General features: G+C 33.1%; 19 protein-coding genes. 1 reads left to right on the top strand and 18 read right to left on the bottom strand.

Annotated features, from left to right (window positions below):
* The first annotated feature begins 82 nt into the window (after nt 1–82).
* On the top strand, nt 83–2,221 hold the full coding sequence (locus QM746_RS08845; protein WP_414983885.1) for an outer membrane beta-barrel family protein: 2,139 nt from the start codon (nt 83–85) through the stop codon (nt 2,219–2,221).
* A 48-nt stretch (nt 2,222–2,269) separates the two neighbouring features.
* Here QM746_RS08845 and guaA read toward each other — a convergent pair whose 3' ends face one another.
* The 18 genes from guaA to QM746_RS08755 all read right to left on the bottom strand — a co-directional run bounded on the left by guaA (nt 2,270) and on the right by QM746_RS08755 (nt 26,360).
* On the bottom strand, nt 2,270–3,799 hold the full coding sequence (gene guaA / locus QM746_RS08840) for a glutamine-hydrolyzing GMP synthase (protein ID WP_414983884.1): 1,530 nt from the start codon (nt 3,797–3,799) through the stop codon (nt 2,270–2,272).
* Between the two features lie 171 nt (nt 3,800–3,970).
* Entirely contained in the window at nt 3,971–5,209 is a 1,239-nt protein-coding gene (purD, locus tag QM746_RS08835; protein WP_414983883.1) for a phosphoribosylamine--glycine ligase, read from the bottom strand.
* Between the two features lie 73 nt (nt 5,210–5,282).
* Complete coding sequence (purH, locus tag QM746_RS08830) at nt 5,283–6,797, bottom strand: bifunctional phosphoribosylaminoimidazolecarboxamide formyltransferase/IMP cyclohydrolase (protein ID WP_414983882.1); 1,515 nt, start codon at nt 6,795–6,797, stop codon at nt 5,283–5,285.
* Between the two features lie 57 nt (nt 6,798–6,854).
* A complete protein-coding gene (locus QM746_RS08825; RefSeq protein WP_414983881.1) occupies nt 6,855–7,286 on the bottom strand; it encodes a lipocalin family protein in 432 nt (143 codons plus the stop codon).
* Nucleotides 7,287–7,298: 12 nt separating this feature from the next.
* The gene (purN, locus tag QM746_RS08820; protein ID WP_414983880.1) at nt 7,299–7,859 is read right to left on the bottom strand and encodes a phosphoribosylglycinamide formyltransferase; all 561 of its coding nucleotides are present in this window, start codon (nt 7,857–7,859) and stop codon (nt 7,299–7,301) included.
* Between the two features lie 62 nt (nt 7,860–7,921).
* The gene (gene purM / locus QM746_RS08815) at nt 7,922–8,911 is read right to left on the bottom strand and encodes a phosphoribosylformylglycinamidine cyclo-ligase (RefSeq protein WP_414985139.1); all 990 of its coding nucleotides are present in this window, start codon (nt 8,909–8,911) and stop codon (nt 7,922–7,924) included.
* 271 nt (nt 8,912–9,182) lie between these two features.
* Entirely contained in the window at nt 9,183–9,722 is a 540-nt protein-coding gene (locus QM746_RS08810; protein ID WP_414983879.1) for an NADPH-dependent FMN reductase, read from the bottom strand.
* An 18-nt stretch (nt 9,723–9,740) separates the two neighbouring features.
* Entirely contained in the window at nt 9,741–10,466 is a 726-nt protein-coding gene (locus QM746_RS08805) for a pirin family protein (protein ID WP_414983878.1), read from the bottom strand.
* 197 nt (nt 10,467–10,663) lie between these two features.
* Entirely contained in the window at nt 10,664–11,929 is a 1,266-nt protein-coding gene (ilvA, locus tag QM746_RS08800; RefSeq protein WP_414983877.1) for a threonine ammonia-lyase IlvA, read from the bottom strand.
* A 57-nt stretch (nt 11,930–11,986) separates the two neighbouring features.
* Nucleotides 11,987–13,450: an ATP-binding cassette domain-containing protein gene (locus tag QM746_RS08795; protein WP_414983876.1), complete on the bottom strand. Its 1,464-nt coding sequence runs from the start codon at nt 13,448–13,450 to the stop codon at nt 11,987–11,989.
* 92 nt (nt 13,451–13,542) lie between these two features.
* Complete coding sequence (gene ilvC / locus QM746_RS08790) at nt 13,543–15,024, bottom strand: ketol-acid reductoisomerase (RefSeq protein WP_414983875.1); 1,482 nt, start codon at nt 15,022–15,024, stop codon at nt 13,543–13,545.
* A gap of 127 nt (nt 15,025–15,151) precedes the next feature.
* Nucleotides 15,152–15,742: an acetolactate synthase small subunit gene (ilvN, locus tag QM746_RS08785; protein WP_374363752.1), complete on the bottom strand. Its 591-nt coding sequence runs from the start codon at nt 15,740–15,742 to the stop codon at nt 15,152–15,154.
* An 8-nt stretch (nt 15,743–15,750) separates the two neighbouring features.
* Entirely contained in the window at nt 15,751–17,493 is a 1,743-nt protein-coding gene (gene ilvB, locus QM746_RS08780; RefSeq protein WP_414983874.1) for a biosynthetic-type acetolactate synthase large subunit, read from the bottom strand.
* A 28-nt stretch (nt 17,494–17,521) separates the two neighbouring features.
* Complete coding sequence (ilvD, locus tag QM746_RS08775) at nt 17,522–19,204, bottom strand: dihydroxy-acid dehydratase (protein WP_414983873.1); 1,683 nt, start codon at nt 19,202–19,204, stop codon at nt 17,522–17,524.
* Between the two features lie 458 nt (nt 19,205–19,662).
* Nucleotides 19,663–20,997 carry an MFS transporter gene (locus QM746_RS08770; protein ID WP_414983872.1) on the bottom strand — a complete coding sequence of 445 codons (1,335 nt, stop codon included), beginning with the start codon at nt 20,995–20,997 and terminating at the stop codon, nt 19,663–19,665.
* 16 nt (nt 20,998–21,013) lie between these two features.
* Entirely contained in the window at nt 21,014–22,864 is a 1,851-nt protein-coding gene (locus QM746_RS08765) for a glycoside hydrolase family 13 protein (RefSeq protein ID WP_414983871.1), read from the bottom strand.
* Between the two features lie 157 nt (nt 22,865–23,021).
* On the bottom strand, nt 23,022–25,181 hold the full coding sequence (locus QM746_RS08760; RefSeq protein WP_414983870.1) for a glycoside hydrolase family 97 protein: 2,160 nt from the start codon (nt 25,179–25,181) through the stop codon (nt 23,022–23,024).
* Between the two features lie 180 nt (nt 25,182–25,361).
* Entirely contained in the window at nt 25,362–26,360 is a 999-nt protein-coding gene (locus QM746_RS08755) for a GntR family transcriptional regulator (protein ID WP_414983869.1), read from the bottom strand.
* Nucleotides 26,361–26,382: the final 22 nt, after the last annotated feature.

The following is a 26,382-nucleotide window of genomic DNA, read 5'->3' as shown; positions in this document are numbered from 1 at the left end:
AATACACTATAATTACAAACCTTCTTGTTACAAACCTTTATTTTTGACTACTAAACTAAGTAAATCAGAAACCAAATTTATAATGAGAAAAACAATTATCTCTATTGGAATGTTATGTTCCTTTATCTCTTATGCACAAACGAAAAAAGACAGCACCCAACAAAAAAACATTAATGAAGTTGTTCTAGTTGGCAAGAAACCAACGGTGGAAACCAAAGTTGACCGTACCGTTTTTAATGTTTCTAACAGCTCTATACTTGCAGGAAACACTACTTGGGAAATCCTTGGCATGACACCTCTAATAAGCATTGACAGTAATGATACTCTAAAAGCAGAAGGCGAAAACGTAACCGTTTATATTAACGACAGAAAATCTGTTTTCACAGGAAAAGAATTAAAAGAATATCTAAAAACAATTCCTGCTGATAATTTATTAAAAATTGAAGTAATTACCAATCCTTCAGCAAGATACGAAAGTGCCGGCTCTGTAATTAATATTGTACTGAAAAAACTAGAAAACGAGGGTGTAAAAGGAAGTTTATCGGTAAGTAATTCTCAAAGCAGAAAAAACTCACAATATTCTAATTTTAATCTCAATTATCACAAAAAAAACTTCACTCAAACTTTCTCTGGAGGTTACAACAATTCTACCTTTCTCAATAAAAGGAATAAAGAAAACTTCATCTATTCTACTAAATCTTTAACGGATATAAAAACCGAAGACTATAGCCAAAACTCATCACCATCTATCTCTTCCACTTCTGAATTAGAATTAGACAGCAAAAATAATTTGGGACTTATTTTCGAATATTATCAATACAATTATAATAGCAATTCTGTTGCAAATGGCGAGAATTACCTTGATAATGTTTTCAATAATTCGTACACTCAAAACCAATATAGCAACGGAAATAATAAAAATATTGGGAGTAATTTGTTTTACAAATATTATGATAAAGTAAAAAATAAAATACTTGATGTAAATATGGGCATCAATTATTACGGAGTTAATAATGATAATGAAATTATAGAACCTACAATTTCGGGAACAAAAATTTCAGGAGAAAACCAAAACAGAGAATATTATCTAAAAGCAGATTATACGCAACCATTCGAAAAATCTGGAATTAATCTGGAATTTGGAGGTAAAATAGATTTTAAAAACAATATCATTCCGAGCGAATATTTTAATCTAGAAAATAATTCTTGGAAAAGAGATAACAATAAAAGTAACCGCTTTCAATACATCGAAAATTTAAATTCGGCTTATGTTAATGTAAGCAAAACTTTTTTCAAAAAACTAGAAACAAGAATAGGTTTAAGATACGAATACATCGACTTTAAAGTAAAACAAGACGTTGGAAATATTGAAAAAAACAATTCTTATGGAACTTGGTTGCCAGATGTTTTATTAAAATATTCTTTCACCGAAAATTTTAATTTGAGTACTTTTTACAATCGAAACATTTGGAGGCCTTATTACGCGGAATTTAATCCTTTTTTAATGCCAAATACAGACAAAACTTACAGCCAAGGAAATATGGATTTACAACCCAATCCTAGCAATAGACTTGGTTTAAAATTTGGTTTTTACAAAAAATATTTTATTTCTACTTCTTATTGGTTTTCCAATCAAGATTATTGGGATTCTTTTTATGAAATTGATGGTAAAACGGTAAGCATACCAACCAATTTTAACGGTAGCGTAAAGAAATATAACATCAATTTCAATACCAATCAAACGTTTTTCAAAAATAAAATGAACGTTAATTTTAGCTTGATGTATAGTTATACTGACAATAGTGATTTTAATACAAAAAATAAAATTACAAATGCTAAGAATTACTTTAGCAACATTGGAGGTTCTACCAATTTTTCTTACACCAATTTATTCAACAAAAATATAAATGTGAATGCATGGGTTGGAATTTACAATCAGAATAATGGAAATAGTTATGCCAATAAAGCAATGGTATATCACAGTATTTCTGCTACCAAGATTTTCTCAAAATTACAACTTGAAGCTTCTGTAAGGCTTAATAACATTTTTATGAATCCTAATTATGACAACACAACGTTCTCTGAAATTGGAAAATTCAGAAACTCTAGTACTTGGGATAACAGAGGAATTACGCTAAGTATAGTGAAGCGTTTTGGAAACCAAAAAGTAAAAGAAAATTCTAAAACGAACGTAGAAAAAGATAGTGGCGGAAGCAAATAATCTATAAAAATAAAGCTGTTTCAGAGAATTGAAACAGCTTTTATTTTTTTATTCCCACTCTATCGTTGCAGGTGGTTTACTAGAGATATCGTAAGTTACACGATTGATACCTCTCACTTCGTTGATGATTCTGTTAGAAACCAATTCTAAAAATTCATAAGGAAGTTTGCTCCAAGTTGCCGTCATAAAATCAATAGTATTGGCAGAACGCACAACCGCAGTGTATTCATAAGTTCTTTCGTCTCCCATTACACCAACAGATTTCACCGGAAGTAGTACTACAAAAGCCTGAGAAACTTTTTCGTACAAATCATTTTTATACAATTCTTCAATAAAAATATCGTCTGCTTCTTGTAGAATTTTTACTTTTTCGGCATCTACTTCACCCAAAATTCTAATTCCAAGACCAGGACCAGGGAAAGGATGTCTGTACACCAAATGATGCGGAATGCCCAATTCTTCGCCTACTTTTCTTACTTCATCTTTAAATAATTCTCTAAGAGGTTCTAGCAATTCCATTTTCATTTCTTCTGGTAAACCTCCAACATTGTGATGAGATTTTATTACTGCAGAAGGTCCTTTTACCGATTGAGACTCAATAACATCCGGATAAATAGTACCTTGAGCTAAGAATTTTGCACCTTCAATTTGATGAGATTCTTCATCAAAAACATAAACAAACTCATTACCGATGGTTTTTCTTTTTTGTTCTGGGGCTGAAACTCCTTCTAATTTTGACAAAAATCTTTCGGATGCATCTACCATTTTAATATTCATGTTAAAATGCTCTCCGTAATTTTCCATTACTTTTTTGCCTTCGTCTTTTCTTAGAAGTCCGGTATCTACAAAAATACAAGTGAGTTGGTCTCCAATTGCTTTGTGAATTAAAACCGCTGCAACAGAAGAATCTACACCGCCAGAAAGACCAAGAATTACTTTATCTTTTCCTACTTTTTCGCGAATTTCGGCAACTGTTTTTTCGATATAATTGGTTAGTTTCCAGTTTTTTTCTGCTTTACAAATCCCGAAAACGAAATTTTCTAACATTTTAGCACCTTCTTCAGAATGAGAAACTTCTGGATGAAACTGAACACAATAGATATTCTGAGATTCATTAGAAATTGCAGAAATTACATCTGTTTTAGCATTAATTTCAAAACCTTCTGGCACTACTTCTACTTCGTCAAAATGGCTCATCCAAACGATAGAATCTGTAGAAACGCCTTCAAAAAGTTTAGAAGTTTTATCAATATGAAGATTGGCTTTTCCGTACTCTCCTTTTACTCCTTTTTTAACTTTTCCACCCAAAACGTGAGTGGTTAATTGCATTCCGTAGCAAATTCCAAGAACTGGAATCTTCGCTTCGAAAAGAGATTTTTCTACCAAATGAGCATCTTCTGCATTTACAGAACTTGGACCTCCAGAAAGGATAATCCCCACTGGTTTTTTATCTAAAATTTCTGCTAATGGTGTATTAAATGGTAAAACTTCAGAATAAACTCCCAATTCACGAACTCTTCTTGCGATGAGCTGGTTGTACTGAGAACCGAAGTCTAAAATAATGATACCGTTGTTCATATTTATTTAATTGAAAGTTGAAAATTGAGAATTAAACTCAATTTTTTACAAATTTTATTTTTATTTCTAAACGTAACCAGCCCCGATTGCAGCGGTTACCCCGCAGCAAGCTTTGGCAAATGTGTTGGAGCGAGGAGTATGAGCGGAAAGCGGGAATAGCTTCTAAAAATTTTAGAAATTACCGATATCTTCTCTATAATAAGCATAATCGAATCTTACAGAAAGTGCGTCCTGATAGACTTTTTTCCTAGCTTCCTGATAAGTATCTCCTGTTGCTACAATGTTAAGAACTCTACCTCCTGTGGTAACAATTTTGCCATGTTCTATTTCTGCACCTGCAAAAAGTACTTCGCTGTCTTTTACCTTGTCTATACCTGTAATTTCGTAACCAGTTTCGTAATTCCCTGGATAGCCACCAGAAGTCATTACCAAACAAACTGCTTTTTTATCGGCAAAACTTAAATTTATTTCTTTACCTTCTAAACAATCTGTAAGAACATCTAAAAGATTAGACTCTAGAAGCGCCATAATAACCTGTGTTTCAGGATCTCCTAGTCTCATGTTGTATTCTAAAAGATAACATTCGTTGTTTTCTACCAAAACTCCAAAGAAAATAAATCCTACAAAATTAAGATTGCTTTCTTTAATACCTTTAACGGTAGGTTCTAAGATATTTTTTTCGAAATCTGCAAAATGCTCTGCTGTAAACTCCGGGCTTGGAGCTACAGTTCCCATTCCGCCAGTGTTAAGACCAGTATCGCCATTTCCAATTTTCTTATAATCTTTCGCAGAAACACAAGAAAATGCTTGTTTACCATTCCAAAAAGCTATTACAGAAGCTTCAAAACCTTTCAAAAACTGTTCTATTACTACTTTTATACCCGCATCGCCAAAGATTTTATCAATCATAAATTGGCGCAAAGTAGCTTCGGCCTGTTCTACATCTTCGCAAATTACCACTCCTTTACCAGCAGCCAAACCGCTTGCTTTAACTACAAGTGGATATTTTTGAGTTTGAACATATTCTTTAGCCAAAACATAAGAATCAAAAATTTCTGCTTTGGCAGTTCTCACTCCATTTTCTACCATAAATTTTTTAGAAAAAGCTTTGCTTCCTTCTAAATCGGCAGCTCTTTTGGTAGGGCCAAAAATTTTAAGGTCGTGTTTTTGGAATTCATCTACAATTCCTTTTACCAAAGGTAATTCTGGACCTACAAAAGTGAAATCTATCTGTTCTTTAATCGCAAAATCTCTTAATTCTGAAACGCTATCGAAAGGTAGATTTTCACCTAAAAGTTCGGTGGTCGCATTTCCTTTTGCGAAATATAATTTAGATATTCTTTTATCTTCGGCTAGTTTTTTGGCAACAGCAGACTCTCTACCGCCATTACCTATAATTAATACTTTCATTTTGATGTTTATTTTGATATATTACAAATTTAAGAAATTGTATGAACGATTTGTTACATAATTTCTATAATTTTTAGTGCAAGAAATGTCTCATTCCTGTAAACATCATTGGGATGCCGTGTTCGTTAGCTGCAGCAATAGAATCTGCATCTTTTACAGAACCACCAGGTTGTACAATTGCCGTAATGCCTTCTTTAGCACAAAAATCTACCACATCTCTGAAAGGGAAAAAAGCATCTGAAGCGAGAACTAAATCTCCGCTAAATTTTTCTTTAGCTCTAGAAATAGCTTGTTCTGTAGCCCAAATTCTGTTGACTTGTCCGCCACCAATTCCGAAAGCCTGAACTCCGTTTGAAACCACAATTGCATTAGATTTTACATATTTTACTACTCTTTGAGAGAATAATAATGCTTTTTTCTGCTCTTCTGTAGGTTGAGTTTCGGTAACTATTTTAAAATCGTCTGAAAATTGATTATCCACATCTTGAATTAAAATTCCGCCATCTATTTTCACCCAAGTTTGTTTGTCAGAAACTGGATTTTTAATTTTTATAATTCTTAAATTCTTTTTCTTTCTTAGAATTTCTAGCGCCTCTTCATCAAAATCTATTGCCATTACAATTTCGAGGAAAGTTTTATTCAATTCTTCGGCAGTTGCAGCATCTACTTTATAATTCATCCCTATAATTCCTCCAAAAATAGAAACTGGGTCGCATTCGAAAGTTTTGGCATATGTTTCAAGAGCTGTAGTTCCTATGGCAACGCCACAAGGTGTAGAGTGTTTCACAGCACAACAAGCCATTTCGTCTTTAAATTCATTAACAACTTTCCAACACAAATCCATATCTCTTAAATTATTGAAAGACAATTCTTTGCCTCCCAGAATTTCAAAATCTTTCATGGCTCCGTTTTCAAAAGTTGAAACGTAATAAGCTGCAGATTGGTGAGGATTTTCGCCGTAACGCAAATCTGAAACTTTTTTGTAAGAAGCAGAAAGGTAAGTTGGATATTCTTCGTCTAGCAACATTTTGGAAATTGCCGCATCGTAAGCCGAAGTAAGATTGAACACTTTTCCTGCCAATTTTTTGCGGGTTTCTATGGTTGAATCTCCGTTCTCTGAGATTTCTTGTTGAACCAAAGCATAATCTTCAACATCTGTAATTACTGCAACAGATTTGAAATTTTTAGCAGCAGAACGAAGCATTGAAGGTCCACCAATATCGATAAATTCTACTTTTTCGTCTAAAGAAATATTTTTATTTACGTTTTCGAAGAATGGGTAAAGATTCACAATCACCATATCAATCAGTCCTATTTCGTGTTCTGCAACGGTTTTCATGTGTTCTTCGTTATCACGAACCGCAAGAAGTCCGCCGTGAACTTTTGGGTGAAGTGTCTTAACTCTTCCGTCTAACATTTCTGGGAAATTGGTAACTTCGTCAATCTGAATTGGATTAAGACCAGCTTCTTTAAGATGCTTGAAAGTACCACCAGTAGAGATAAGTTCGTAGTTGTTTTGTTCTAAAAATTGTGCAAATTCAGTAAGACCGTTTTTGTCTGATACGCTGATTAATGCTCTTTTTTTCATTTTATTTATTACTTTTTTATAGATTTATCTTAAATAAATTTAAATTACATATATTTATTATTTTTGAAAATAGAATGTAATATAATAATCGGCTACACCATCATCATCGCTATCTCCATATTTATCATCAATAACTAATTCAGTCTCTGTTAACTTGTTTATGAGATAAGGATAATTTTCTTCTCCTTCATACCAGAATTTACTATTTTTTAGATCCAAAGTATAGTTTCTTGTAACTACCTCGTTACCAACACAACTATTATTTACAAGATGATAATGTGTTGATATTACTTTATTTACCTGAAATTCGTGTGTATCTTGTAAACTACATCCAATTGGCGTATTCGTTTGAACCACACCTGTGGATAAAACCTTTTTCTCACTTTTAATAAGCTTCCAAGTACCAATAATAGATATATTTTCAGATTGAATATCATCCCTACTACAACTTAAAATTGCTAATAAAAACAATAAAAAAAACTTTTTCATAATTATTTTTTTTTAATTTAAAACTTTATTTATCGCTTTGGGGAAAATATCATACTCTATTTTGTGAACTTTTTCTGCTAAGATTTCAGGAGTATCATTTTCATCAATATTGAATTTTCCTTGAAGAATAATTTCGCCTTCATCAATTCCTGAAGTAACAAAATGAACAGTTGCGCCACTTTCTTTTTCTTTAGCCTCAATTACTGCTTCGTGAACGTGATGTCCCCACATTCCTTTTCCACCAAATTTTGGCAAAAGTGAAGGATGAATATTGATGATTTTCCCGTTGAATTTTTCACAAAACTCTTTTTTCAAAATAGAAAGAAAACCTGCCAAAACTATTAAATCTGTATTTTCGGGAAGTATTTTTTCTAAATTTTCAGAGAAATCTTTTCCTCTTTTGAGGAGTTGATAAGGTATGTTGTGATTTTTGGCTCTTTCTAAAGCATAGCAATCTCTATCGGCAACCACCAAGCTTACTTTTGCGCCAGAAATTTCTCCATTATCAATACAATTGATAATTCTTTGTAAATTACTACCAGAACCTGATGCAAGAATGACTATATTTTTCATTTTTGTACAATGTTTAATGTAAAAAGCAACTTAACTTACCTTTACATTATACTTTTTACATTTTACAATAAATTTATTTTCTCAGAATTTTCGGTAATCTCACCTATTTCGTAAGCATCTGGAAGCGTTTCTAAAACTTTTTGAACATTTTCTTCGGCTACTACTACTACCATCCCAACTCCCATGTTGAAAGTTCCGAACATTTCTGTTCTTGCGATATTTCCTCTTTTCTCAATTTCTAGCATAATGCTTGGAATTTGAACTTTAGAAATATCTATACTTGCACACAATCCGTTAGGAATAATTCTCGGTACATTTTCTATCAAACCACCACCTGTGATATGTGCAATACCGTGAATATCTACCACTTCCATTAATTTGTGAATCGGTTGATAATACAAACGAGTAGGCACTAATAAAGTTTCGAAAATTGGTTTTCCTTCGAACTCTTCGTGGAAATCTGGAAATATTTTTCTCACCAAAGAGAAACCATTGCTATGAAAACCAGAACTTGGAAGCGCAATAATTTTATTTCCTTTTTTTATTTTAGAACCGTCTATAATTTGGTCTTTTTCTACAATACCTACACAAAAACCTGCCACATCGTAATCTCCTGGTTGGTACATTCCTGGCATTTCTGCGGTTTCGCCACCAATAAGAGCACAGTTGTTGTCTTTACAAGCATTTACCATCCCAAGAACTATTTCTGCAGCAACATCAGAATCTAATTTGCCACAAGCCAAATAATCTAAGAAAAATAAAGGTTTTGCACCATGACAAAGAATATCATTAGCACACATTGCAAAGCAATCTATACCGATAGAATCGTATTTTTTGGTATCTAAAGCAATTTTCAGTTTGGTACCTACTCCGTCTGTTCCGCTTACCAAAACAGGATTTTTATAACCTCCAATTTCGTAAAACGCTCCGAAGCTACCAATTCCGTTGAGTACATTTTTGTTGTGCGTTTCTGCTACAGCAGCTTTTATTTTGTCAACGGTTTTGTAACCTTCTTCTTTATCTACACCAGCAGATTTGTAAGTATTGCTCATTGTTTTCATTTTTTTTAAAGAAACCTTGCAGGCTTTTACACCTGCAAGATATTCACTTTTAATAGATTTACTCCAAACTTTCACAGAAAAAAACTTCAATAAAAAAGCCGACAATCTTTCTGATTATCGGCTTTGATTATTTAGCTGCGCATTTTTGCTTACCAAGTATTTGGATATTTAGTGAGCCAAAAAGTTGCAAATTCTTGTTCAAGTTTCTTATTTTTACTTTTGCAAAATTAATATTTTTTAATGATAAAAAGCAAGTTAAAATTTAAGAAAAATATTCTTTTTTTATTTTTTCTAATTTTTCTTCAAATTCTTTTTTCAATTCTGCATTCGTAATGCCTTGTTTTTCATCAAAATTCTCGCTGTATTTTGGCAATACAAAAGTTTGAATAATCTCTGCACCACTGTAAGGAGCTCTGGCTTCAAAAGCACCTACTACGTGTCTACCACCAGCAGGACCAGGAGCTGTTGCTAATAAAAATACATTTTTACCTCCAAAGTGTTTTCTGTCTTTTATTCTAGAAATCCAATCAAAAATATTTTTGAACGCTGCGGTGTATGTACTGTTGTGTTCTGCCAAAGCAATTAATAACAAATCTGCAGAATCTATTTTTTCTGCAAATTCTAGAGCAAGTGTAGGAATTCCTTCGTGTTTTTCTCTATCTACGCTAAAAATTGGCATTTCATAATCATTAAGGTCTAAAATTTCTTTTTCTACGTTCGGAAATTGTTCTGCTACATAAGTTACTAATTTTTTGTTGATAGATTCCTTAGAACTGCTTCCTGCAAATGCTACTATTTTCATTATATTTTATTTAATTAATTATTTTACTCTTGATAAACTCATCGGAACTTCTATTAAAAGAACTTCTGAGTTTTCTTCAATTTCCATATCAAAATGGTCTGTTTCTGTAATTTCTAGAGCGTCTCTTTGGTTTAAAACGGTATCTCCAATTTTTAAAGACCCCGAAATTACGAAAACATAAACGCCGTTTCCTTCTTTTTTCAATTGATATGTTCTATTGCTTTTTTGAGAAAAACTTCCCAAATGAAACCAAGCATCCTGATGAATCCATACTCCGGCATCATCTGGATTAGGCGATACAATTTGTTGAAATTCGTTATCTACCGCATTATCAGAGATTTTTATTTGGTCGTATCTTGGTTCTACATCATTTTCTCTTGGGATAACCCAAATTTGCAACAACGTAACAGGAATGTCTTTATTCCCATTAAATTCGCTGTGTTGAATGCCCGTTCCGGCGCTCATCACTTGTATTTCTCCTTTTTTAATTGCACCAAAATTCCCCATAGAATCTCGGTGATGCAATTCTCCACTTAGCGGAATGGTAACAATTTCCATATTAGAGTGCGGATGCGTACCAAAGCCCATTCCTCCTACTACAAAATCATCATTTAGAACTCTTAGAACACCAAAGTGAACTCTTTCTGGATTGTAATAATTTGCAAAGCTAAAACTATGATTAGCAACTAACCAACCATGATTTTGGAAACCTCTGCTGTCTGCTGTATGTAATATTGTTTTCATCTTTTTGTCTATTTTAAAGAATTACAATTCTTCTGATTTACAGATGCAAAGATAATTCTACAACCCTATGAATACCATTGATGTAAGGTAAGAAATACATTAGTTCTTTGTAATGACAAATTGAAATTAAAAATTTTTAAATAGCTTCAATCTTACAAATAAAAAACCTTTCAGAAATTTCTAAAAGGTTGATATTTTTATACTAACAAATTCAAAATATTAGGACTATCATTGAGGTAAGCTTCAAAATAACCTCGCTCTTTCATCCTCTGCTGGAGTCCTTCAAAATCTGAAGCGTCTGCCAGTTCTATCCCCACAGTTGCTAGAGCCGTTTCTCTGGAGTTTTTTTTGGTATATTCAAAGAAAGCAATGTCATCATTCTCGCCCAAAACATCCAAAACAAATTCTTTTAGAGAACCTGGTCTTTGCGGAAACTTAACCAAGAAATAATGTTTAACACCTTTATAAAGCAAAGCTCTTTCTTTAATTTCTTCCATTCTGGTAATGTCATTATTGCTTCCACTAACGATGCAAACAACATTTTTACCTTTAATCTTATCTTGATATTGCTCCAAAGCCGAAATCGCCAAAGCGCCAGCAGGTTCTAACACTATTGCATCTTTGTTGTACATTTCTAAAATGGTAACACAAATTTTTCCTTCGTCAACAGTAATACAATCGCTAAGATAATCTTTACAAATTTCAAAGGTTAAATCTCCTACTTTTTGCACCGCTGCACCATCTACAAATTTATCAATATGCGTTAATTCCACATTATGACCAGCAGTGATGGAAGCTTTCATAGAAGCTGCACCTTTGGGTTCTACACCAATAATTTTAGTATTAGGAGAAAGAATAGAAAAAACAGTAACAATACCCGAAATTAAACCACCTCCACCAATCGGAACAAAAACATAGTCTATTTTTTCGTTGGTTTGTTCTAGAATTTCCATGGCAAGAGTTGCTTGCCCTTCTATAATCTGAAGGTCATCAAAAGGATGAATAAAAGCCGCTCCTTTGGCTTCGCTATAATCTATTGCTGCCAATTTTGAAGCATCGAAAGTATCTCCTACCAACTTTACTTTCACAAAATCGCCACCAAACATTTCTACTTGTTCTAATTTTTGTTTTGGCGTAGTAATTGGCATAAAAATTACTCCATTTATTTTCAGTTCGTTGCATGCAAAAGCTACACCTTGAGCGTGATTTCCTGCACTTGCACAAACTACTCCTCCATTTGTTTTCCCTTCTTCGAAAAGACTTTTAATCTTATGATAAGCTCCTCTTAATTTGTACGAACGAACGGGTTGCAAATCTTCTCTTTTCAAAAAAACTTTTGCATCAAAAATCTTAGCAAGGCGAAAATTCTCCTGAAGAGGAGTAACTTTAGCTGCTGTAGAAATTTTTTCTCGTGCTGTGTTTATAGAATCTATGGTTAAATAAGATGTTTGTTCTTTCATCATAATCTTCTCATTTCTTTGTTGAATTCTAAATAAAATTCAAAATTATTTTTATTAGTTTTATTGCGCCATCGCAACTTCCATCGTTTTAATTTCTCCGTTTTCTAAAATCAATTTATGCGAAATACATTTCGGGAGCTGACTTTCGAAATGCCCAACATAAATTAAGGTTTGTCCGCGTTTGCATAAATCATCTACTACTCTATTGAAATATTTCGTCTGCTGAACATCTAAACCCTGACAAGGTTCATCCAGAACCAATAATTCTGGGTTTTTGACAATTGTTCTTGCCAACAGCGCCAATCTTTGTTTACCAAGAGAAAGCGTGTTCATTTTTTTATTTTTATCTTCTTTTAAATCAAAAAAATGAAGAATTTGTTCTAATTTTTGTTGTTGGTCAAAACTCAACTTTTTATACAAACTCATCGAATCAAAAAAACCTGAAGCAATGGTTTGTCCTACATTAGCGTTCAAATCGTAATACCAATGTAATTCTGGAGAAATAATTCCTATTTTTTCTTTAATATCCCAAATGCTTTCGCCAGAACCTCTTTTCTTACCAAAAAGATGAATTTCGTTAGCATAAGCTTGAGGATGATCTCCGTTTAACAAACTGAGTAAAGTAGATTTCCCCGAACCATTTGGACCTTGCAACAACCATTTTTCTCCTTCATTAAGTTGCCAATTGATATTTTTTAGAACTTGCTTATCACCATAAGAAACATTTACATTCTCCATTTTCACCATTACTTTTGAAGCAGTTTTTGGTGATTTTTGAAGAAAATAAGGCAACTCTTTTGGAATTCTTTCTTCGCCTTTACTCATTTCAGAATAATGAGAAACTTCTTTTAATTCGCCATTTTTAATTTCCGCAAAATGAGTGATACAATTCGGTACATCATCATCATTATTGATAATTAAAAGCGACATTCCATCTTGGGTTAAATCTTCAAAAATGGCATTCAAATTAGCTCTGGATTTCACATCCAAACCTGTATAAGGCTGGTCTATAATCAAAATCTGAGGTTTCAGCCAAAGCGCTTTTACCAACTGAAGTTTTTTATGTTCGCCACTCGAAAGTTCTATTAACTGTTGTTCTTTAAAATTTTCGAAACCAAAAATCTGAAGATATTTTTCAACATTTTGAAAATTGAGATGTTCTTTTTTGGCGAAATGTTTCAGTTCTGCAAAAACAGTAAGTGTTTCGTTTTTTGCAAATTTGTTATAACGTTGTTGATAATAAAAATTTTTATCGCCTTCCAAATTCGTGAATTGATACCAATTAGAAACATACAAAACTTTCTTTGGGAGTTCCGAATTTTCATCAAAATTAAACTCAATATTTCCTTCAAAATTTTTAATTTCTCCGGATATTATTTTGGCTAAAGTGGTTTTTCCTGTTCCGCTTGTACCTCCAATTTGCCAATTTTCGCCTTTATTTATTTTCCAATTTAAATTTTTCAATACGATATTGCTACCGTATTGAAAACTTAAGTTTTGGATTTCTAAAATTGTGGTTAACATTCAATTTTAAGTTTTGACTCCTCTTCGACATCGCTCAGAGTGACAATATTTTTATTTTTGAAACGAGTTAAAGCCAGTTCCAATTGATAGTTTTAAACCGTTTTAATAGATTTCATAGCTGTCATTGCTTTACGCAATTTTTTACCTACTACTTCTACAGGATGATTTCTTAGCACTTCGTTTACCTCAACCAAAGTAACATTATCTACAGAACCGTCTTTTCCTTCGTTGAAGTTTTTACCCACTAAATCTGTTTCCACAGTTTTCATAAAATCTCCTAACAATGGTTTACAAGCTTGGTCGAACAAATAACAACCGTATTCTGCTGTATCAGAAATTACTCTGTTCATTTCGAATAATTTTTTACGAGCAATGGTGTTAGCAATAAGTGGAGTTTCGTGAAGAGATTCGTAGTAAGCAGATTCTGGTTTAATACCTGCATCTACCATTGTTTCGAAAGCCAATTCTACACCTGCTCTTACAAACGCAACCATTAATGTATAATTATCAAAATATTCTTGTTCTGCAATTTTAAAGTCTCCTGCAGGAGTTTTTTCGAAAGCTGTTTCTCCAGTTTCTGCTCTCCATTTTAGAAGGTTTGCATCACCATTAGCCCAATCTTCCATCATTGTTTTAGAAAATTCGCCAGACATAATATCGTCTTGGTGTTTTTGGAAAAGCGGACGCATAATATCTTTTAATTCTTCTGAAATTTCAAAAGCTTTTAGTTTTGCAGGATTGCTCAATCTATCGAACATTCCGCTTACACCACCGTGTTTTAAGGCTTCTGTAATTACCTCAACACCATACTGAACCAATTTTGAAGCATAACCAGCATCAATTCCTTTTTCTACCATTTTATCGAAAGAAAGAATAGAACCAGTTTGAAGAAGTCCGCAAAGAATGGTTTGTTCTCCCATTAAATCTGATTTTACTTCTGCAACGAAAGAAGATTTAAGAACTCCTGCTTTGTGGCCGCCAGTTCCTGCGCAATATGCTTTTGCTTCAGCCCAACCTTTTCCTTGAGGGTCATTTTCTGGGTGAACAGCGATAAGAGTTGGCACACCAAAACCTCTTACATATTCTGCTCTAACCTCAGAACCTGGAGATTTAGGCGCTACCATAATTACGGTTAAATCTTTACGAATCTGCATTCCTTCTTCTACAATATTGAAACCGTGAGAATAAGATAACGTAGCACCTTGTTTCATCAAAGGTTGCACTGCATTAACTACAGAAGTATGTTGTTTGTCTGGTGTTAAATTAATAACCAAATCGGCCGTTGGAATGAGTTCTTCATAAGTTCCTACGTTGAAATTATTATCTGTAGCGTTTTTCCAAGAGCTTCTTTTTTCTTCAATCGCTTCTTTACGCAAAGCATAAGACACATCTAAACCGCTGTCTCTAAGATTAAGACCTTGATTAAGACCTTGCGCTCCGCAACCTACAATTACGATTTTTTTACCTTTTAGCGCTTCTACACCATCAGAAAATTCAGTTCCGTCTAAAAATTCTGCCTGCCCTAATTGTAATAATTGTTCACGAAGTGAAAGTGTATTGAAATAATTTCCCATTTTTTTTAAGTTAAAAGTTAGAAGTCAAAATTTAAAAGGACTATTGACTTCGTTTATGAATTGATTAAATTTTAGTTACTTATAATTTATAGTTTGTACTTTGTACTTTGTAATTTGTACTTTTAATTTACATTGTAAAAACGTCGTCTCTTTGGTCTAGATATTCGTTTTCTACAATAGCTCTAGAAGGTTCTCTATTATCGAATTCTAATAATTTTTTGTGGAAACCTTCGCTTTTTTTGATGATGGCAATTCTTGCTCCTCGCACAAATTCTATCAAACCATATTTATTGAGTTCATCTGTAAGTCTGTCTATTTCTTCGCGATGACCAGCGGTTTCAAAAACGATATAATCTTCTCTAATCACCACAGTAGAAGCACCGTACTGACGCAGCAATCTCTCTACATAAACCTTTTCTGCTACTACGCTTGTAGGAACTTTGTAAAGTGCTTGTTCTTGCCAAACAATTTCGTCGTCTGTATTAAAATAAGCTTTCAAAACATCTACTTGTTTTTCTAATTGTCTGCACAATTTACTTAAAACATCTTCTGTTTCTGTAATCACAATTGTAAAACGATGAATTCCTTCTGCTTCTGAAGGCGATGTGTTAAGACTTTCAATATTGATTTTTCTTCTTGAAAAAATACCTGAAATTCTTCCAATTAAACCAATTGAATTTTCTGTATATAAAGTGATGGTGTATTCTTTTCTTTCCATTTTGATTATTATTTAAGTCTGATTTCAGAAACTGATGAACCTTGAGTTACCATTGGGAAAACGTTATTTTCTTTTCCTACCATTACCTCCAAAAGGTAAGCTCCATCGTGATTAATCATGGTTTCTAAAGCTGATTTTAAATCTTTTCTTTCAGAAATTTTTTGTCCGTCTATATAATATGCTTTTGCTAATGCTACAAAATCCGGACTGGTAATATTAACGAAAGAATATCTCTTGTCATGGAATAATTGCTGCCACTGACGAACCATTCCTAAAAATTCATTATTAAGAATTAAAATTTTCACTTTTGCACCAAACTGCATAATGGTTCCTAATTCTTGCAATGTCATCTGGAAACCTCCATCTCCAATGATGGCTACAACAGTTTTTTCTGGCGCTCCGTACCAAGCTCCAATAGCTGCGGGAAGACCAAATCCCATTGTTCCTAAACCTCCAGAAGTAACGCTAGATTTTGAATTATTAAACTTCGCATATCTACACGCAACCATCTGATGCTGGCCAACATCTGTAGTAATAATTGCATCACCATTGGTAAGTTCGTTCAAAGTTTTAATAACTTCTCCCATCGTCATGATATCTCCCTTTGGATTTAATTCATCTTGAATAACTTCCTTAATTTCTTCTTTTTCTAACTCACGGAATTTATTAAGCCAATCGCTATGGTCTGCTTCTTTCACCAATTCTGTAAGCAAAGGCAATGTTTTTTTACAATTTCCCCAAACAGGAACTGTAGTTTTCACATTTTTATCAATTTCTGCTGGGTCTATATCTAAATGAATAACCTTAGCTTGTTTTGCATATTTATCTAAACGACCAGTAACACGGTCATCAAAACGCATCCCCACTGCAATGAGAACATCACATTCGTTCGTCATTACATTTGGTGCATAGTTTCCGTGCATCCCAAGCATCCCTACATGTAATTTGTGGTCTGAAGGAAGCGCACTTAAACCCATTACTGTAGCAGCAGAAGGAATATTTGCTTTTTCAATAAATTTTTTGAATTCTTCTTCCGCTTTACCCAAAATTACACCTTGCCCAAAAAGTACAAATGGTTTTTTAGCTTCATTGATTATTTGAGCTGCTTTCTCCAAATATTCTGTTCTGATTTCGGGTTCTGGACGATAACTACGAATATGATTGCATTTTTGATACCCAGAATATTCGAATAATTGTAACTGAGCGTTTTTAGTAATATCTATAAGAACTGGACCAGGACGACCTGTGCTTGCAATATGAAAAGCTTTGGCTATCGCTTCTGGAATTTCTGAAGCATCTGTAACCTGATAATTCCATTTTGTAACTGGCGTAGTAATATTTACAACATCTGTCTCCTGAAAAGCATCTGTACCCAAAAGTGATGCAAAAACTTGCCCTGTAATACAAACAATAGGATTACTGTCTATCATAGCATCTGCTAAACCTGTAACCAAATTGGTAGCTCCAGGACCACTCGTTGCAAAGACAACTCCCGTTTTACCCGAACTTCTTGCATAACCTTGTGCTGCATGTATTGCGCCTTGCTCATGACGAACCAAAATATGCTTCAATCTGTCGTTATAATCGTACAATGCATCATAAATTGGCATAATTGCACCGCCAGGATAACCAAAAATAGTATCTACTCCTTCGGAAATCATTGCATCTAAAACCGCTTGAGAACCGGAAATTTCTACCGAAGACTTCTGCTCATCAGGCTCTTTATTTCCTTTTAATTCCAGTGTGTTCATTTTTATTTTATTTTGAAATTTTTATGTTTTATAAATCGGTAACGCAACCGTGAGAAGCATCTTCCACAGTTTTGGCATATTTGTACAATACTCCAAATTTCACTTTATAATCTGGTTGCACAAAAGCTGCTTTTCTCTCTGCAATTTCTTCTTCTGAAACCATTAAATTGATGGTATTTTTTTCGGCATCAATTTCGATAACATCACCTTCTTTCACCAAACCAATTAATCCGCCTAAAAAAGCTTCGGGAGTGATGTGTCCGACCACAAAACCGTGAGTTCCGCCAGAGAATCTTCCGTCTGTAATTAAAGCTACTTCTTTTCCTAAACCAGAACCCATCAAAGCCGAAGTTGGTTTCAACATTTCTGGCATTCCTGGTGCTCCTTTCGGACCTTCATTTTTAATAACAACTACGTTTCCTGCTTTTATTTTTTCATCTTCAATTCCTTTGATAAATTGTTTTTCTCCATCAAAAACCACTGCTGTACCACGGAAAAAACTTCCTTCTTTACCTGTAATCTTTGCTACGCAACCTTTTTCAGCAAGATTTCCGTACATAATTCTGATATGCCCAGTTTCTTTAATAGGATTTTTAATATCTCTAATAATATCTTGGTCTCTATCTATAATTGAAGTTACTAATGCTAAATTTTCTGAAATTGTTTTCCCTGTAACTGTAAGACAATCGCCGTGAAGTAAACCTAAATCTAAAAGATATTTCATCACCGCAGGAACTCCGCCAACTTTATGTAAATCTGGCATCAGATATTTACCACTTGGTTTAAGGTCTGCCAAAAGAGGCGTTTCGTCGCTCATTTTTTGGAAATCATCAATGGTTAAATCAACGCCGATACTTTTAGCAATTGCTAAAAAGTGAAGTACGGCATTAGTACTTCCTCCTAAAACAATAATGATTCTTAAAGCATTTTCGAATGCTTTTTGCGTCATAATATCAGAAGGTTTGATGTCTTTTTCTAATAAAATTTTAATATAATGCCCTGCGTAGAAACATTCGTCTTTTTTCTCTTTGCTTAATGCAGGATAAGACGAAGAATAAGGCAAACTCATCCCTAAAGCTTCAATTGCTGAAGCCATTGTATTTGCCGTGTACATTCCGCCGCAAGCTCCTGCACTAGGACAAGCGTGCTGAATAATTCCTTTATAATCTTCATCTGAAAGTTTACCTGCAATTTTATTTCCTAGAGCTTCAAATGCTGAAACAATATTCAAATCTTCACCTTTGTAATGACCTGCTTCTATGCTTCCTCCGTAAACCATAATAGACGGACGATTGAGACGAGCCATGGCGATAAGAGAACCCGGCATATTTTTATCACAACCAGGAACGGTAATTACACCATCATAATATTGTCCTGCACAGACGGCTTCGATAGAATCTGCAATAATATCTCTACTTACAAGTGAATAACGCATTCCGTCTGTTCCGTTGGTCATTCCGTCACTAATTCCAATGGTATGAAACATTAGACCAACTAAATTTTCTTTTTTAACACCATCTTTTACAATTTCGGCTAAACCATTAAGGTGCATATTACAAGTATTTCCATCATAACCCATACTTGCGATACCAATTTGAGCTTTGCTGAAATCTTCTTCGGTGAAGCCAATCCCATAATACTGTGCTTGTGTAGCAGGTTGCGTAGGATCTTGAGTAAGTGTTTTTGAATATTTATTTAATTCTTGAGACATTTTAAATGTTTTTATAGGGTATTTTTACTTTAACAATAATTAATAATTTACATAATTCTAATAGAATTAACAATTTCTAGAGTTTCATTTCAGGTTTACATATTTCATCTTTTAAGCATAAAAAAAACCACCCTTGTTTTGAGGATGGTTTTTAAATTTTTATAATTTTTCACAAAATTCAACATACCACCACTCACTACTGTAGACCAATAATGACAATAACAAGGACGATAATAATGTTGATAATGTTTTTCATGTCTGATTTTTGATGAGACAAATGTATATACTTTTTCTTAAGTAAACAAACTTTTTTCGCTTTTATTATTAAATTAATAAAATTGTAAATTAAAGACTATTAAATTCACTATATTTTTGTTAAAAATCAAAATTACACTCAATTTTAAATAAAAAATCCGTCATTTATTGACGGATTTTCAATTATGATATTCTCTGTTCTATTAATTTTCTTTACTCGCAATAAATAGTTTAGCACAAATACCCGCTATTATCATAGAAACTCCTGCTAAAGCCAGCATATGAATTGGACTTCCATTAAACATATTTTTTAAGAAAAATCCTCCTGTAGCAGCAGCAATAATTTGAGGAACAGTAATAGTAAAATTAAAAATTCCCATGTAAGCTCCAGTTTGTTTTGCCGGTAAAGATTTTGAAAGTATAGCGTAAGGTAGTGCTAAAATAGCAGCCCAAGCAATACCAACCCCTAAAGTAGTAAGAATAAGAGTAATTTTATCATTACAAAACAGCATAGAAAACAATCCTAAACCACCAGCAACTAAGGCAAATGAATATACATTTCTTCTTCCAAATTTATCTGCTAAAAACGGTATTGCCAAAGCAAAAAGTGCAGCAAATATATTTCTTGTTGCTCCCATTACTCCAGTCCAATTTCGAGCATCATTAAATGCTTCAGATTTAAAATCATCAATTGAACAATTCCAAACACTATTTGCAATACCTTGTGTAGTATATGTCCACATAAGAATTAGTGCAAACCATGAAAAAAATTGAGTTATAGATAACCTTAACATTATTTTAGGTGTATTTTTTAAAAGATCAAAAAAACTATCCTTCTTAGTCTTTTCATCTTCACTAATATTATTATATCTGGCATATTCTTCTGGAGGATATTCTTTTGTTCTAAAAGCTGTCCAAAGTACACTCATAATCAATACTGCTCCACCAATATAAAATGACCAAATTACCGTTGGTGCTACTTTACCTCCATTTAAAGGATGATTCGGCACTCCTAATAAATCAAGTAAATAAGGTAATACCCCCCCTAATACCGCTCCTAAAGAAATAAGAAAACTTTGAATCCCATAGCCAATATTTCTTTGCGAATCTGATACCATATCACTTACAAGACCTCTAAATGGTTGCATTGTAACATTGAATGACATATCCATCAATAAAAACATTGAGGCTCCAAAAAATAATGGAGGTAAATATGCCGCAAAATTCTCTGAATTTGGCATAAAAAACATAGCCAAAGCTGAGATTATAGCACCTAATAATATAAATGGAATTCGGCGTCCCAATTTTGTCCAAGTTTTATCACTTGATAAACCCACAATTGGTTGTACAATAAAACCAGCTAATGGAGCTGCAAGCCAAAACCAATTTATATTGTGAGGATCCGCACCATTTGCTAAGAAAATACTACTAATATTAGCATTCTGCAAATCATAACCTATTTGCACTCCTAAAAATCCGAAACTCATATTCCAGATTTGCCAAAAACTTAAATGTGGCTTTTTTTGTAAATTATCCATTTAATATTTCTTTAAATTATTTTAACTCCAAAATCAAAGGTGATTTTGCAGGAATTGTAAGCGTTTCACTCAACGAAATTTCGTTTCCAGAGATAATATCTTTTCCTTTTGTATAACTTTTTAAATTCTCTTCAAATCTTTTTAACTGAAGAGTTTGTTCTTTTTCATTATTATTAAGAACCACCATTACAGAACCTTTTTCATTAAATCTGAAATAAACATACACTCCATTTTCTGGTAAATAATGCGTGGTTTTACCTGTATGAATAACCTCATTATTTTTTCTCCAATTTAAGATTTTTTGAGTAAATCCATAAAATTCTTTTTGCTCTTTGGTTTGAGTATCAGGATTGAAAGCATTTTGAGAATCATTTTTCCATCCGCCAGGAAAATCTCTTCTAATATCTCCATCACCTAATTTGGGTTTATCTCCCATCATCCCAATTTCTGAGCCATAATAAATCTGCGGAATTCCTCTAACGCTAGAAATTAAACTCAATGCTAATTTATATTCTGCAGGATTTCCATTAAAAATTTCATTAAATCTATCGGTATCGTGATTTTCGAAGAAAACCAACAGATTATTAATATCTGGATATAAAAAATCGCTGGTAAAAACATTGTAAAGACGCGTCATTCCAGAATCCCAACCGTCTTTTTCTTTCAAAGCTTTTGGAATTTCAGAATACAACATAAAATCCATCACCGAAGGCAAATTAGAATTATAATGAGCCGCTTCTCCTACTTTAGAATCTTTCTGCCAAGCAGAAATTTGCGCCGCAGAATACAGCCAAGACTCTCCTACTATATTGAATTTTGGATATTCGTCTGTAATGGCTTTCGCCCAAGTTGCCATAGCTTCTTTGTTGTTATACGGATAAGTATCTACACGAAAACCGTCTAATTCGGCAAATTCAATCCACCAAATTGCATTTTGAGTTAAATATTTCAAAACCAAAGGATTACTTTGATTAATATCTGGCATTGACGTATCAAACCAACCGTCTAAAGCTAACTTTTCATCAATTTCCGAAGTATTAGTATCAAACTGACTAGTAGTTTTGTAATTAGAACGTTTGAAACCATTCGGCTCTCCTTCGAACCAATGAATCCAATCTTTTGTTGGTAAATCTTTTATCAACCAATGAGATGCTCCCCAATGATTGGTAACATAATCCATCACCAATTTCATGTTTCTTTTTTTCAATTGACGAGAAAGTTCCAGATAATCATCATTTGTTCCGTATCTCGCATCAATTTTGTACAAATCTGTTTGTGCATAGCCATGATAAGTTGTTTTCGGCTCATTGTCCTCGCAAACCGGAGTAAGCCAAAGTGTGGTAGCACCAAGATTTTGCAAATAATCGAGGTTATTGATAATTCCTTTTAAATCTCCGCCATGTCTTCCGTTTCTATCATTTCTGTTCGCTTTTTCCGTAAGTTGAGGAACAGAATCATTAGACGTATCACTGTTCGCAAAGCGGTCTGGCATAATAAGATACATTACATCTTTTGAAGTGTAAGAATCTCTATCTGCCGAATTTTGTTTTCTGTTTTTAAGTTCGTAATTGTAGGAAGCGACAATCTTATTTTTAATTTTCTGATTGATTTTAAACTTTTCAGTATTAATTTCATTCGTATTGATGGTAATGAAAACATAGTTTGGATTTTCTACCTTTTGAATGTTTTTAATCTGAATATTGTCTGACAATTCTATTTGTGAATTGGCGATATTTTTCCCATAAAGTAAAATTTGGAGCTCAGGATTTTTCATTCCTTTCCACCAAAAAGCGGGTTCTACTTTTTGAATTTGTGAAAAAAACACCGAAAAAAATAGAAGTAATAATAAAGTTGTTATTTTTTTCATTGTTTTTGAATTTATGGAAAAACTTTGTCAAAATCCGAAAACCCTGACAAAGTTTTATTATTGAGGCTTATTTTCTTGCTCCAACTATAGTGAAAGCCAATTTATTAGAAAAATTAAGCTTTGCTCTTAACCCCAAATCGAAAATAAGCTAAAAATTTTATTTTACCGGTTTTACAGAAATTGCATAACCTCCACTTCTTACTAAGTGAACTGGCAATTTCGTTTTGCTATCAACCGTTTTTTTATAAATATGATAAGACTGAGGATTGTTAATATAATCTGCATCTTTACCATCTTCGTAGATCGTAGCTTCATATTTTTTGCCTTTATCTAAGAAAGAAAAATCTACAGTGAAATCTCTAGCGTTTTCGTCCGTAATCCCACCAACAAACCAATTATCCGTTCCTTTAGCTTTTCTGGCAGTATGAATGTAATCTCCAGGTTCTGCAGAAAGAATTTTTGTTTCGTCCCAATCTGCAGCAACATCTTTAATAAATTGGAAAGCATCCATGTGTTTTGCATAATTTTCTGGCAAATCGGCTGCCATTTGTAGAGGCATATACATCACTACATAAAGTGCTAATTGCTTAGCCAAAGTAGTTTTTACAAAACGTGTATCACCAGGGAAATAATAATCTAATTTAGTTTGGAAAATACCTGGCGTATAATCCATTGGTCCGCCCATCCATCTTGTAAATGGTAAAATAGTTTGATGGTCTGGATTGTTACCTCCGAAAGCTTCATACTCAGTTCCTCGAGCTGCTTCAGCAGAAATATAATTTGGATACGTTCTGCTTTCTCCCGTAGGACGAACAGATTCGTGAGAATTTACCATGATTTTATATTCATTAGCTTTCTCTGCAATTCTATAAAAATGGTTAATTGTCCATTGAGAATAATGATGCTCACCTCTTGGGATAATATCTCCTACATAACCAGTTTTTACAGCATCATAACCATTTTCATTCATCAATTTAAATGCTTTATCTGCCCATCTTTCGTAATTAGTAGCAGAACCAGAAGTTTCGTGGTGCATAATTAATTTAATTCCTTTAGAATGAGCATAATCATTCAGCATTTTAATGTCAAAATCTGGATAAGGAGTAATAAAATCAAAAACGAATTCTTTAGAATGACCGAACCAATCTTCCCAACCAACATTCCAACCTTCTATTAATAAACCTTGGAAACCATTAGCCGCTGCAAAATCTATATATTCTTTTACTTTGGTATTGTTAGCAGCATGTTTACCGTTTGGCGTTAATTTAGAAAAATCTGTTTCACCAATACGAACATTAGATTCTGGTTGACCATAAGCCCAAGTGGATTTTCCAATAATCATTTCCCACCAAACACCCATATATTTTGTAGGATGAATGTAAGAAGTATCAGTATATTTTGTAGGTTCGTTAAGATTAAAGATCATTTTAGAATCTAAAACTTCTTCAGCTTTTGGAGAAACTATAATTGTTCTCCAAGGTGTTACAGATGGCGTTTGAATGTAGCCTTTTGCGCCTTGTCTATCTGCTGTAAGATGTGTTTTGAATTTAAAATTAGTTGCATCAACTTCTAAGTGAGAAGCAGGATAATCTAAAACAGCAGCTTCTGCTACGTTAACGTACAAAGGATTTTTTCCTTCTTTTTTCAACATTACAGGAGACTGAATTGCATTTTTGATAAGCGTTTGAGAAGCATTAGCATCAGCAGCTTTTGGCCATCTTGCCGGAATTTCAGAAATTTTAGTTTCTTGATAAAGATATTCCTGAGAATCGTAGTCTGCAACAATCCACCAAGATTTCATGTCTGTAGGAAAATCTATTTCAGAATCTTCTTCTCTAATAACGAAATAGTTTAAATTTTTCTGTTGAGGAAATTCGTAACGGAAACCTAAACCGTCATTAAATAATCTGAATTTAACAACAATACTTCTGTCTGTAGATGTTTGATTGAGGGTTACCGCAAGTTCATTGTAGTGATTGATGTAGTTTTTCTTTTCACCAAGAACGGGTTGCCAAGTTTCATTTTTAGAATCTCTTTTTTCGTCTGTTTTCTCGAATCCGTAATTCAAATCATTAGCCGCATCTGATGGTTTTGCAATTTCGGAAGCAAATTTAATAGAAGTGTCTTTAAACAGTCTAAGACCTAGTTTAGAATCTTCTACCACAACGTTTCCGTTGTATTTTAAGTTGTAATAAGGAATCCCGTTTTTCAGATTAAAATTCATTTCGAATTTACCATCGGGAGATTTAAGTGTTTGCGCATTAAGTGTAGCTACAGAAAGTAGCGCCAAAAACGCACTTGTTTTCACGAGTTTCATACTTTAATTGTTTGAATAATAATTATTTAGGATTAATTAATTTAAATTCTTAAAAAAAATAAAGTAAAGAAAACTAGCCCAATTAGGCAACAGTTAAAGTGTTAAAATTCTATGTTTTATCTCATAAAAACTTCTTTGATAAGTTTTAGCTTGTTTGCTTTTTTTTGTTATAGTTGATTATTAAAGAGAATTTCTCAAAATTAAATCTGAAGGATTTTCTATTCTCTTGTTGGTAGAATTGAGAACCATCTCGGCAAGCGTTCTTCCCATTTCGGAAAAATCTGTAGAAATAGTTGTAATTCCACTTTCTACAACGCTTTTAAGAGGAGTTTCGTTATACGAAATAATACCAAAATCTCTTCTTATTTTGAATTTTTGCTTTTTAGATTGCAAAATTACATTTACCAAATGTCTATCGTCTATAATGATAAAAACATCTCCTATTTTTATTTCGTCTTTATTAAAATCACTGATTATAGAATGATTGAGTTTGTATTTTTCGCAAAAATCTAAAAAACCTTTTACCATACCGATTGGTTCTTTATTACCAGGAAAGATAAGAACCAGCCTGTTATAAAGCTCTAGATAAGATTTTGCTTTACTAAGACAGCTAAACATATCTTTAGAAAAATTCTGGTAAACAGAAGCGTATTCTTTTAAATCTGAATTAGTTTGGTCTAAAATATACACATCATTTTTGGGCAAAGTTTTTATTATTGGCGCGGTTCCGTTCATATTTCCTGGCATAATAATGTATTTTGTATAACTGCCGTTGTTTTCTTCTATCAATTTTCTAAAAACTTCTATATTGAAATAATGAAAAAACACATCTACTTTTGCTTTGTTATTCACCGCTTCGATAAAAGAATTGTACAAATTTTCTTTAAAAGCATTCAATTCGTCAAAAAGTAGAAAAATCCTTTCCTCAAAAGACCAATCAATACTTTTTACATAATACCCTTTTCCCAAAATAGAATAAACCAAACCTTTTTTTTTCAATTCTTCGAAGGCATACAAGACCGTATCTCTAGAAATCCCGAACTCTAAACATATTTTGTTAATAGACGGAAGTTTATCATTTTTTTTCAAAAGTTGATTGGCTATAGATTTTTCTACAGAATTAATAATTTGTTGATACTTCGGGAAAGCATTATCTTCAGAGACTTTTATAAATTTCATCTAAAATATTTATTAAAATGAA

The organism is Cloacibacterium sp. (genome assembly GCF_047601505.1).
Lineage (GTDB): Bacteria > Bacteroidota > Bacteroidia > Flavobacteriales > Weeksellaceae > Cloacibacterium.
The sequence above is the reverse complement of the archived record's forward strand: the minus strand, read 5'-3'. Positions and strand labels throughout refer to the sequence as shown.